We start from the raw sequence: 11537 nt of genomic DNA on the forward strand, positions 1-11537 counted from the left end.
ATAAGCCCCCTTGTAATGTCCATGAATCTACCGTCTCTTCTTGTCGTAATAAAGGAAATTGTTCACGGATACTTAAAATAGTAACGGAAAATTCAGATAAATAAAAGTGAATCCGATAAAGTAAAACTTTAATCTATAGGGCTCTTTCCGCTTATCAATTTTAGATGTTCTTTTTCGACACAAAAATACCCCTTTTAGATACAAATTTGTAAATTTATTTTAAAGCTATAACTATATGTTGGTTTGGAATAAAATTTGATAAAAATGAAGTCATAAATCTTTATTTAACAACAAAAAAATCCATTTTGAAAAAGCGATTGATCAAAATAGAATTACTCTTTTTAACTAAGTATGAGATTTTTATAAAAAAATTTTAATCAAAACTCACTTAGAATCTTTACTTGAAGAATAAAGCTTCGCATCTTTTTTGTAAACATCGTTAAACTAAGATAAATTTTGACTGCATCTGTAATTAATTGTAAAATATTATACATAGAAAGGTATTATAAAATAAATATAGAAGGGGTATGTTTTTTAGTTTTAAAGGGGCTAAAGCACATCTATTTTATGTTTTTAGAGGGAGAATTGAAAAATCATATGAAGAATTTCAAAAAGAGTACAGGTAAAATTTTACTAGCATCCGGATTAGTAGTTTCTATGTCAGCTTGTAGTGTAACTAGTTTATTTGGAGAAAAAGAAAAAACAAATGCTGAATCTGGTAAACAAGAAAGTAAAGAAACTAAGACAGAAGGTAAATCATCTGAAACAAAGGAAAAATCAACTAACTCAAAAGAAGAAAGTAAAGATGTTAAGATGATTATGGTTTTACCAGAGGATTACCCACAACTTATGGTAGACATTGAAGAAGACTTATTAAGACGTCTAGATTACTATGATGCTTCTGTGAGGGATAATAAAAAGGGAAGTAAGTCAAATGAAGAGGTACGAGATAGTATTAAAGACTTAGATAAAGTATTTAATAAAATAGAGCGTATAGATGCACCAGGAAAATACAAGGAAGATCATAAGGAAATTGTAAAAGCTGTTCAAAAGTTAAAAGAATCTTTCAAAGAAGTATCGAAGTTATTTGATTACTCTAAAACACTTAAAGATACGGATGATGCAATCATAGATAAAGCAAACAATAAATTAGATGAAGCAAAACGCATTTGGAAACCTGTATTTGATAAGTTAAAAGCGGAAGCTAAGGGTGGTTCAACAACTACTTCTACAACAAGTGGTACTAGTTCTTCTAACTCACCGAGTTTATCTAGTGGTAATACAGTTAAAACATACAGTACCCAAGATACAACTGGTATATTCAAAGGAAAAATTGATACACCAGACGAGGATTCCGCTAAGTTTAAGAATGTACAGAACAACTATAAAGACGGTACAGAGCTTGTAGGTAATTGGGGTATTGATTACGGAGACGGAGTCAAAACTACGTTAGTCCTAAAAGCAGATAAGACATTTGAAACATATGCAAATGGTTCTTATCCAAATAAAGATAATTACTTAACAGGAACATACCAAGCAGACGTTTCTTCCCATCAGTTAACGCTAATGGTGGAAAAAGGAACTCAAAATGGTCAAGAAGTGAAATTGGAAAGACCTATTTATTCATCATATGAGGTTAAAAATTTAGATGGTAAAGCATTACAGATTTTCCACATAGACGAACAAGTAACAATTTGTTATGTAAAACAATAAATAAATAACTAAAAGAACTCTGTAAAATGATTTTTACAGAGTTCTTTTCTTAGTTTTAATTTATTATAAACTATCAAAATTTATTTCAAACGCATAACTATATTTATTAACCTACCAATCTCCTACTCAACAGTAACAGACTTAGCTAAGTTACGTGGCTTATCAACGTCACACTCGCGGTGAAGTGCTGCGTAGTACGAGATAAGTTGTAATGGAATAACTGCTACTAGCGGTGCTAGTGCTTCGTGTACAGCTGGTAATACGAAGCTGTCACCTTCCATTTCTAAGCCTTTCATTGAGATGATACATGGGTTAGCTCCGCGTGCTACTACTTCTTTCACGTTACCACGAATTCCAAGGTTTACGTGCTCTTGTGTAGCAAGTGCGATAACTGGTGTACCATTTTCAATTAAAGCGATTGTACCGTGTTTTAACTCTCCTCCAGCGAATCCTTCTGCTTGGATGTAAGAGATTTCTTTTAGTTTTAACGCACCTTCTAATCCTACGTAGAAGTCTACGCTACGTCCGATGAAGAAACAGTTACGCGTTGTTGCTAAAAATTGTTTTGCTAATGCGTCCATTTCTTCTTTTTGATCACAAAGTTCTATCATTGCATTTGCTACAAGTCCTAGTTCGTGTGTTAAATCGAAATCAAGAACTTCACCTTTTGCTTTAGCAATATCAGCCGCTAAAATTGAAAGTACTGCAAGCTGTGCTGTGTAAGCTTTCGTTGATGCAACTGCAATTTCTGGTCCAGCGTATAACGGAAGTGTATAATCAGCTTCACGAGAAAGCGTAGAACCAGGCACGTTTGTAATTGTTAATGCTTTATGGCCCATTTCATTTGTTTGTACAAGTACTGCACGGCTATCAGCTGTTTCACCACTTTGTGAAATGTAAATGAAGAATGGTCTTTCTGTTAATAATGGCATGTTGTAAGAGAATTCACTTGCCACGTGTACTTCAACTGGCATTTTTGCAAACTTCTCGATAAATTGTTTTCCAACAAGACCTGCATGATAACTCGTTCCACATGCAATGATGTAAATACGATCGCTATCTAAAATCGCATTGCGGATGTCTTGATTTAATTCAATTTCGCCATTTTCATCTTGATACTTTTGAATTATATTACGGATTACAAGTGGTTGCTCATCGATTTCTTTAAGCATGAAATGAGGATATGTTCCCTTTTCAATATCACTTGCGTCTAATTCCGCTGTAAACGGTGCACGTTCAATCGTTTCACCTTGTAAGTTTTTAATTGTAATACTTTCTTTCGTTACGATTACGATTTCTTTATCCATTAACTCAATGAATTGATCTGTAACTTGTAACATCGCCATAGCGTCGCTTGCCACAACATTAAAGTTGTCACCAACACCTACTAATAGCGGGCTTTTGTTTTTAGCAACATAAATCATGTTTGGATTTTCAGCATCAAGTAATCCGATTGCATAAGAGCCATGTAAAAGAGATAGCGTATTACGGAACGCTTCTTCTACACTTAATCCTGTGCTCACTTGTTGTTCCATAAGCTGTACGATAACCTCTGTATCTGTTTCACTTACGAACATTACATCTTGTAAATATTCCTTTTTCACTAATTCATAGTTTTCAATTACACCGTTATGAACTAATGTAAAGCGTTTTGATGTACTTTGATGCGGATGCGCGTTTACTTTACTTGGAACACCGTGTGTAGCCCAGCGTGTGTGTCCGATACCTACGCTTGCTGCTACGTTCTCATCTACGATTTCACGAAGTTTTGCGATACGGCCTTTTTCTTTGTATACAACAACACCGTTCTCTGCTTGTACTGCAATACCTGCTGAATCATATCCACGATATTCTAGCTTTTCTAAACCTTTTAATAAAATTTCCTTTGCATCTTGCTCTCCAATAAATCCTACGATTCCACACATGTTTAGTCGCCGTTACAAATGCTTACACTGCTCTGCGAACATGTAACGACATAGTCCGATACCATTTTTATTTATACTAAAAAACGGATTACATATTGCTAGCCCTGTAAGCTTGTAACGGCTTTCACCTTCCTCTCGATTGGGTTTAAGTCCGTATATACTTATACAGCTAGTTTTCATCCGTTCCTCTTCTCTCATCACACTTTCACCTTTGTCCACTAAGTCACCTTAATGATTTAAGTAAAAGCTTGCGGTTGTGATGAACAACCGGGAGTCATCCGCCGAAATCTCGATAAACCCCACCTCGTCAACTACACTATTTGTAGTTCTGGCGCTTTTATAATTTACAATATTTCCTTTGAGAAAAAGAACAAGACCATCTTATAACAAACATGGATAAACCGTCAATGAAATTTTTTTCATCGTCTATAAAACATATGAAAAAGGAGCACTTTTTGTGCTCCTTTTTCATATAAATTCAGCTAATTATTCAGCGCCAACTTCGGCTTTCACAACTTCTACAATGCGATGTACATATGCATCACAAACTTCTTGTGTTGGTGCTTCTGCCATTACACGAATAAGTGGCTCTGTTCCAGATGGGCGAACAAGAATACGGCCATCACCGTTCATTTCTTCCTCTACAACACGAATAATTTCTTTAATTTTTTCATTTTCTAATGCTAATTTTTTATCTGTTACACGAACGTTTACTAGCAATTGTGGGAATTTCGTCATTTCTCCTGCAAGCTCAGATAATGGCTTTTTCGTCATTTTCATGATGTTTACAAGTTGAAGTGCACTTAACATTCCATCACCAGTTGTAATGTAATCAAGTAAGATAATATGGCCTGATTGTTCTCCACCTAGGTTGTAACCTCCGCGCTTCATTTCTTCCATTACGTAGCGGTCACCAACTGCTGTTTTATCACTTGTAATATTATTTGCTTCAAGTGCTTTGTAGAAACCTAAGTTACTCATAACAGTTGAAACAACTGTATTATGTTTTAATTGACCAGTTTCTTTCATGTACTTCGCACAAATGAACATAATTTGATCACCGTCAACGATGTTTCCTTTTTCGTCTACAGCAATTAAACGGTCGCCATCGCCATCAAAAGCAAGTCCGATATCCGCACCTTTTTCTTTTACCAATTCAGCTAAGCCTTCTGGATGTGTAGATCCTACACCCTCATTAATATTCATACCATTTGGAGAAGTTCCCATCGTTGAAATATCAGCTTCTAGGTCTGCAAATAAGTATGGAGCTAGAGAAGAAGTTGCACCATGTGCACAATCTAAAGCGATATGTAGGCCAGAGAAATCTTCTTCAACAGTTTGTTTAATGTACTGTAAATATTTTTGTCCACCTTCAAAGTAATCACTCACTTGTCCAAGATTAGTACCTGTCGGACGTGGTAGTTCATCAACTTCTTTGTCTAATAAAGCTTCAATCTCAGCTTCTTGCTCATCTGTTAATTTAAAGCCGTCTGAACCAAAGAATTTAATACCGTTATCTTGTACTGGATTATGAGATGCAGAAATCATAACACCCGCTTGTGCGTCTAGTGCTTTTGTTAAATAAGCAACGCCCGGTGTAGAAATAACGCCAAGGCGCATTACTTCTGCTCCAGTTGATAATAGCCCTGCTACTAAAGCTCCTTCTAACATATGGCCAGATACACGTGTATCACGACCGATAATTACTTTTGGACGATCTGTATCTTTTGTTAATACATAACCACCAAAACGTCCAATTTTGAAAGCTAATTCAGGTGTTAACTCCTTATTTGCAACTCCGCGTACTCCATCTGTACCAAAATATTTACCCATTATGATTCGCTCCTTTTTCTTGCTCTTTTTGATTGTGATTATCTACTGTTGGTTCTTGACTCGTTTCTTTATCTTTATCTTTATCTTGATTTTGATTTTGGTTTTGATTCTTTTCCTGTTCTTTTTCTGAATCAGGTTCAGGATTTTTTGGTTTCTCATTTTGATTTTCTTGATCGGTGTTTGAATCCGGTTGTTGACCGTTACCCTGTACTTCTTTATCTGGTTTTTCTTTCTTCACAATAGTAACTTTAGCACTTTTTTGTTTTGGCTCTATTGAAATATTACCAGGACCACTCACTTGAATGGAAATATCTTTCGTTCCTGGAGATACATTTTGCAGATTAATTACCGCTGTTATTTGAGCAGCTGTTATTTTATCTACTATACTTGCTTCTCCTGAAATATCAACACTTATCTTTCCATCTTGCGGCGAAAGTAGCTGAGCAGTAACATCTTTAGAAAGTCCATTTTGCTGGATTGGGATACCATCAATCGTTTTTGTTTTCGTTTGTTTTGTTTTTTGCACTCCCACCGAAACCTTCACTTGATTCGGTTTTGCACTTGTTACACCCTTGGGTAATAAAACAGAGGCATCGAATGTTGTAGACTCTGTCAATTGACTAAGATCTACTTCGACCCCCTCTAGCGATTGTATATTATCCAAAATATCTTTTGGACCAACTATAGTTACTTCTCTCGGCTCAACACTGATATTTGTAACTGCCAATCCTTCTGCTAAACTCCCCTTCTTCGTATACGTTACAGGAACAGTTTTTTCAGTATTATTGGCTGTAGTTTGCGTTGCCACATTCAACGTTACACTAATCTTAGATGGACTTGTTCTTACATTTAAACGTTTTCCTTCTTTATTGTATAATGTAACTTCGGGCGTTTTTGTAACAGTTTTATTAACACCTTTTAAATCAACATACGCTTTGGCAGATGAAATACTTTCAATTTCTTCTTTCGTCCCAACTACCTCAACAGTATCCGGTTTAAGGCTTGATTTTTCTAGTGTAGTCCCCGCTGGCATCTGATCCTCATTTGATAATTTCAGATCTACATGAACATATTTTCTCGCCTTTTCATGAAGAGTAACTTTAATTGTTGATGGCTGAACTGTTCCTTTCACATCATCTGGAAGCCCGTTCGTTTTTAAAGAAATCTCATAAGTTCCTTTTGGACTATCTCGCAAATCAATCGGTATATCAAATTGTTTTTTTGCTTTTGCTGTAGCAACTGATGCTTTTGGGCCTTCTAATTTCACCTTAACGCCCTCTGCTGGAATACCACTTACAATATATTTCTCCTCATCATACTTAAGATTAATAGCATAATTAGTTAATGTTTCTTTCGTATCATTTGCAAAAGGTAATATACCTGATGTCGTATTTTTTTCAGTTAACGTCGCTGACATAAAAAGCATACACGCCAATAGTAATGAGATCCCTTTTAAAAACCAATGATTCTCCATTAACTTATCCATGACGCTTTCTCCTCCAATTCCATAAAGACGAAGAAGTCGTTTTTTCGTTTCCACTAAATTCAGCTAATAACATATCCTTCAGCTGTTCTGTCTTCAAATCACGATGCAACTTACCATTTTTCGTTAAAGAAATTTGACCAGTTTCTTCAGACACAACTACTGTAATACTATCAGTAACTTCACTAACTCCCATGGCAGCACGATGTCTAGTTCCTAATTCTTTAGAAATAAACGGACTTTCTGATAATGGAAGATAGCATGCTGCTGCTTTAATTGTACTTCCTTGCATAATTACCGCTCCGTCATGAAGAGGTGTATTTGGAATAAAAATATTAATAAGTAATTCCGATGATACGTTTGCATTAAGCGGAATACCCGTTTCCACATAATCACCCATACCGGTCTCTTTTGACAAAGTAATTAATGCACCAATTCTACGTTTCCCCATATATTCGGTTGCTTTTGCTATCGCTGTTGCAACCATTTCAGGTTCATCATCCTCATTTGTTCCAACACGCGAAAATAAACTTCCGCGCCCTAGCTGCTCAAGTGCTCTTCGCAATTCTGGCTGAAAGATAATAATAACGGCTAAAAATCCCCACGTTAATACTTGTTCAGTTAGCCAAGATAGCGTACGCAATTCAAGGAAAATACTTATCATCTTAACGACGATAATAACTGTAATCCCTTTTAAAAGTTGAACAGCTTTCGTCCCTCGGATTATAAGAATTAGCTTATATATAATAAACCATACAATGGCAATATCTAATGCCGTACTAAGATATTTCAAAATGGTCGTATCTTCAAAAGGCATGCTATCCCTTCCTCCTACTTACGAGCAATTCTATCCATATATTGAAATATTGTTTTATGCTCTATCTGTATGTATTTCCAACAACTAGTTAATTATACCATACATGAAACAAACGACAATTACAAACAACCCCCTTTAGCTCAAATTGGTAAGATGTCAAACATTTTTATTGTACAGTATAATATAAATCATTATTATACGCCTATTTTCAAATAAAAAAAGCAACTTCTCAGTTGCTTTTCTTACATTTATTTTAGTTTTTCACCGAATAAAGAACCCATTAAAGCAACTGCTGTTGTTGCCGTTCTATTTCTCTCATCTAAAATCGTATTTACCTCAACAAATTCAGCAGATGTGATAATATCAGCTTCTGCTAACATTTCCATCGCCAAATGACTTTCACGATAAGATAGACCGCCAATTACAGGCGTTCCAACACCTGGTGCATCATGAGGATCAAGACCGTCTAAATCTAATGATAAGTGTACACCATCAGTATGAGATAAATATGCGATTGTTTCTTCCATAACAGCCGTCATCCCCATACGATCAATTTCATGCATTGAGAACACTTTAATACCTTCATTGCGAATGAAATCTTTTTCTCCTTCATCCAATGCACGCGCACCGATAATTACGACATTCTCTTTTTTCACCTTTGGATATGCTCCGTACAAATCTACAAGTGAAGAATGTCCATAACCTAAACTTGCTGCAAGTGACATACCATGAATATTTCCAGATGGTGAAGTTTCCTCTGTATTTAAATCACCGTGTGCATCATACCAAATAACGCCTAAGTTTTTATAATGTTTTGCTACACCAGCTAATGTACCGATAGCAATACTATGGTCACCACCTAATACAAGTGGAAAACGACCTTCTTCTATAATATGATCCACCTTACTTGCTAATTCATTACATACAGTTGCAACTTGTGTAAGGTTTCTTAATTTTGTATTTTCATCTATCTCTTTTTCTCTCTCTATACATATATCTCCCATATCTTTAACGTCATATCCAATTTCTTCAATTCTTTCAATTACCCCTGCATAACGGATCGCGCTCGGTCCCATATCAACTCCACGACGCATCTGTCCTAAATCCATTGGAACTCCAATAACTGAGATTTCTTTTTTCATAGATAGTATCCCCCTTTTATGCCTTCACTAAATATTTTAAATCTTTTATATAGTCTGACTCAACTCGACATTTTTCTGTATGGATATACAATTTATTCACTTATATTTATGCTGAAAACCAAATTTCAAGACTATTCTATGTATAAAGTTAACTTAATGAAACAATCGCAATCACTATTATTAAATAATAATAATAATAAAACACTCCTACATTTAGAAGTGTTTTTCTGATGCTATTTTCCATACTATTGCAATATTTTTTGTTGTCATTTCGATATTTTCTTCTGCTACTTTATATGCTTCTTCTAGTGTCATCGGTCTCGTTGTAATACTAAATACCGCATCTATTCCTTTCTCGTACACAGCTGAATAATCAGATGATACAGACCCTCCAATAGCAATTACAGGCACCGAAAAACGTTTCGCACGCCCCGCAACACCCACAGGAGCCTTTCCATATGCAGTTTGTTTATCTATTCTACCTTCACCAGTTATAATGAGATTTGCATCTTCTATATGTTTATTGAAATTTGTATAATCTAATACAATTTCAATGCCCCTCCGCAAGTCTCCCTTTAACACTGAAATAACAGCCGCTCCCATTCCTCCCGCTGCCCCTGCACCAGGTATTTCAGATACATCAAAAGATACATATCGTTTAAGCATATTCGCATAATGTTGTAAATTCTCATCTAGCTCTTTCATCATCTCTACATTTGCACCCTTTTGTCTCCCAAATATGAAAGATGCTCCCTGCATTCCGACTAATGGATTATCCACATCACATGCCGCTTCTATCTTTACCCCCTTTAAGCGTGGGTCCATTCGTGAAAAATCAATAGCAACAATCGAATGTAATGTGCCTCCAGATGGATCTATTACTTCACCCTTGTCATTTATAAATCTTACTCCTAAAGCTGCTAACATACCTGCCCCACCATCATTTGTAGCACTTCCTCCAAGTCCTAAAATTATGTACTCCACTCCTTGATCTAACGCATGTAATATAAGTTCTCCTGTTCCTTTTGTCGTTGTAATAAGTGGGTTGCGCTTTTCAACTGGAACGTGCTGTAATCCTGATGCTGCTGCCATTTCAATAAACGCTGTCTTTTTATCTTTAGAAATGCCATAAAAAGCTTGTATACCTTCTCTAAGCGGTCCTGTCACACTAATTGATATAATTCTCCCCCCTGTAGCATCAACAAGTGATTCAACCGTCCCTTCTCCTCCATCTCCAATTGGTATTTTCACATACTCTGCATTAGGAAAAATTGCTCTAAAACCTCTTTCAATAGCTCCACATACTTCTATAGCTTTTAGGCTTTCTTTATATGAATCAGATGCAATAACAACTTTCACAATTATCTCCCCATCCCTTATTTTTACGTTTTCTTCATTTTAAACGACAAGTATAAAAGTTGTCTTTTTAAACACAAAAAAAGCTTACATCGTATGATGTAAGCTTTTTTATTTAGATGGAGCCTAGCGGGATCGAACCGCTGACCTCCTGCGTGCAAGGCAGGCGCTCTCCCAGCTGAGCTAAGGCCCCTTATTAATTAAGCGGAAGACGGGATTCGAACCCGCGACCCCAACCTTGGCAAGGTTGTATTCTACCACTGAACTACTTCCGCAAAAATGATGAGCCATGAAGGACTCGAACCTTCGACCCTCTGATTAAAAGTCAGATGCTCTACCAACTGAGCTAATGGCTCGTAAATGGCTGGGCTAGCTGGATTCGAACCAGCGCATGACGGAGTCAAAGTCCGTTGCCTTACCGCTTGGCTATAGCCCATTAATATTTACTAGTATGGTTATCTTTTCAAAAAAATAAACCCTCTCAGGTTATTTTAAAGAAAATGGTGGAGGGGGGCAGATTCGAACTGCCGAACCCGAAGGAGCGGATTTACAGTCCGCCGCGTTTAGCCACTTCGCTACCCCTCCGACATTTTAAATATATATGGTGGAGGATGACGGGATCGAACCGCCGACCCCCTGCTTGTAAGGCAGGTGCTCTCCCAGCTGAGCTAATCCTCCAAAAGTGGTGACCCGTACGGGATTCGAACCCGTGTTACCGCCGTGAAAGGGCGGTGTCTTAACCACTTGACCAACGGGCCAAAAAAGTTTTAAACCTATTCCCAAGCTTCCAACCGGGCTTGAACCGGTGACCTCTTCCTTACCATGGAAGTGCTCTACCAGCTGAGCTATGGAAGCATAATGGCTCCGCAGGTAGGACTCGAACCTACGACCGATCGGTTAACAGCCGATAGCTCTACCACTGAGCTACTGCGGAATAATATTAGCCTGGCAACGTCCTACTCTCACAGGGACAAGGTCCCAACTACCATCGGCGCTAGAGAGCTTAACTTCCGTGTTCGGTATGGGAACGGGTGTGACCTCTCTGCCATCATTACCAGACTTTTATCATTATAAACATTTCTTTCGAAATGTCAAGAAGAAATTTCAATGCATATTCCTTCAAAACTAGATAACATTGCTACATATTATATGGTTAAGTCCTCGATCTATTAGTATTCGTCAGCTCCACATGTCACCATGCTTCCACCTCGAACCTATCAACCTGATCATCTTTCAGGGATCTTACTAGCTTACGCTATGGGAAATCT

Annotated in this window: 8 protein-coding genes, 9 tRNA genes and 2 rRNA genes; 1 reads left to right on the top strand and 18 read right to left on the bottom strand. The window is 36.9% G+C overall.

Annotated features, from left to right (window positions below):
• Nucleotides 1–585: 585 nt before the first annotated feature.
• Nucleotides 586–1713 carry a DUF3994 domain-containing protein gene (locus tag EBQ15_RS27850; RefSeq protein WP_016118993.1) on the top strand — a complete coding sequence of 376 codons (1128 nt, stop codon included), beginning with the start codon at nucleotides 586–588 and terminating at the stop codon, nucleotides 1711–1713.
• A 122-nt stretch (nucleotides 1714–1835) separates the two neighbouring features.
• Here EBQ15_RS27850 and glmS read toward each other — a convergent pair whose 3' ends face one another.
• From glmS to EBQ15_RS27940, 18 genes are all read right to left on the bottom strand, one after another.
• A complete protein-coding gene (glmS, locus tag EBQ15_RS27855; RefSeq protein WP_000334148.1) occupies nucleotides 1836–3638 on the bottom strand; it encodes a glutamine--fructose-6-phosphate transaminase (isomerizing) in 1803 nt (600 codons plus the stop codon).
• A gap of 12 nt (nucleotides 3639–3650) precedes the next feature.
• The gene (locus EBQ15_RS27860; RefSeq protein ID WP_001206405.1) at nucleotides 3651–3836 is read right to left on the bottom strand and encodes a hypothetical protein; all 186 of its coding nucleotides are present in this window, start codon (nucleotides 3834–3836) and stop codon (nucleotides 3651–3653) included.
• Nucleotides 3837–4124: 288 nt separating this feature from the next.
• Nucleotides 4125–5471 (bottom strand): phosphoglucosamine mutase, encoded by a 1347-nt coding sequence (gene glmM, locus EBQ15_RS27865; protein ID WP_000521476.1) that lies wholly within the window; start codon nucleotides 5469–5471, stop codon nucleotides 4125–4127.
• Nucleotides 5464–6957 (bottom strand): CdaR family protein, encoded by a 1494-nt coding sequence (locus EBQ15_RS27870; protein WP_000359596.1) that lies wholly within the window; start codon nucleotides 6955–6957, stop codon nucleotides 5464–5466. Before EBQ15_RS27870 ends, glmM begins: the two co-directional genes overlap by 8 nt.
• A complete protein-coding gene (cdaA, locus tag EBQ15_RS27875) occupies nucleotides 6950–7771 on the bottom strand; it encodes a diadenylate cyclase CdaA (RefSeq protein ID WP_001115698.1) in 822 nt (273 codons plus the stop codon). The genes EBQ15_RS27870 and cdaA overlap by 8 nt, the downstream gene beginning before the upstream one ends.
• Nucleotides 7772–8019: 248 nt before the next feature.
• Nucleotides 8020–8913 (bottom strand): arginase, encoded by an 894-nt coding sequence (gene rocF, locus EBQ15_RS27880; protein ID WP_000711563.1) that lies wholly within the window; start codon nucleotides 8911–8913, stop codon nucleotides 8020–8022.
• Nucleotides 8914–9126: 213 nt separating this feature from the next.
• Nucleotides 9127–10272 (bottom strand): glycerate kinase, encoded by a 1146-nt coding sequence (locus EBQ15_RS27885; RefSeq protein ID WP_000869585.1) that lies wholly within the window; start codon nucleotides 10270–10272, stop codon nucleotides 9127–9129.
• 117 nt (nucleotides 10273–10389) lie between these two features.
• A tRNA-Ala gene (locus tag EBQ15_RS27890) sits at nucleotides 10390–10462 on the bottom strand.
• Between the two features lie 10 nt (nucleotides 10463–10472).
• Nucleotides 10473–10544, bottom strand: a tRNA-Gly gene (locus EBQ15_RS27895).
• Nucleotides 10545–10552: 8 nt separating this feature from the next.
• Nucleotides 10553–10625, bottom strand: a tRNA-Lys gene (locus EBQ15_RS27900).
• Nucleotides 10626–10630: 5 nt separating this feature from the next.
• A tRNA-Gln gene (locus EBQ15_RS27905) sits at nucleotides 10631–10705 on the bottom strand.
• 65 nt (nucleotides 10706–10770) lie between these two features.
• A tRNA-Tyr gene (locus EBQ15_RS27910) sits at nucleotides 10771–10854 on the bottom strand.
• Between the two features lie 17 nt (nucleotides 10855–10871).
• Nucleotides 10872–10947: transfer RNA gene (locus EBQ15_RS27915), tRNA-Val, on the bottom strand.
• A gap of 5 nt (nucleotides 10948–10952) precedes the next feature.
• A tRNA-Glu gene (locus tag EBQ15_RS27920) sits at nucleotides 10953–11027 on the bottom strand.
• A 24-nt stretch (nucleotides 11028–11051) separates the two neighbouring features.
• Nucleotides 11052–11124: transfer RNA gene (locus EBQ15_RS27925), tRNA-Thr, on the bottom strand.
• A gap of 4 nt (nucleotides 11125–11128) precedes the next feature.
• Nucleotides 11129–11203 (bottom strand) — tRNA-Asn (locus EBQ15_RS27930).
• Between the two features lie 9 nt (nucleotides 11204–11212).
• Nucleotides 11213–11328 (bottom strand): 5S ribosomal RNA (rrf, locus tag EBQ15_RS27935).
• A 90-nt stretch (nucleotides 11329–11418) separates the two neighbouring features.
• Nucleotides 11419–11537, bottom strand: a 23S ribosomal RNA gene (locus EBQ15_RS27940); the annotation flags it as partial.

Source organism: Bacillus sp. 2D03 (assembly GCF_003946765.1).
Taxonomy (GTDB): domain Bacteria; phylum Bacillota; class Bacilli; order Bacillales; family Bacillaceae_G; genus Bacillus_A; species Bacillus_A cereus.

What these genes read in the sequence shown, in the direction of transcription:
- glmS (WP_000334148.1), bottom strand. Translation starts at nt 3,638, where the DNA reads ATGTGTGGAATCGTAGGATTTATTGGAGAGCAAGATGCAAAGGAAATT.
- cdaA (WP_001115698.1), bottom strand. Translation starts at nt 7,771, where the DNA reads ATGCCTTTTGAAGATACGACCATTTTGAAATATCTTAGTACGGCATTA.
- rocF (WP_000711563.1), bottom strand. Translation starts at nt 8,913, where the DNA reads ATGAAAAAAGAAATCTCAGTTATTGGAGTTCCAATGGATTTAGGACAG.
- EBQ15_RS27870 (WP_000359596.1), bottom strand. Translation starts at nt 6,957, where the DNA reads ATGGATAAGTTAATGGAGAATCATTGGTTTTTAAAAGGGATCTCATTA.
- EBQ15_RS27860 (WP_001206405.1), bottom strand. Translation starts at nt 3,836, where the DNA reads ATGAGAGAAGAGGAACGGATGAAAACTAGCTGTATAAGTATATACGGA.
- glmM (WP_000521476.1), bottom strand. Translation starts at nt 5,471, where the DNA reads ATGGGTAAATATTTTGGTACAGATGGAGTACGCGGAGTTGCAAATAAG.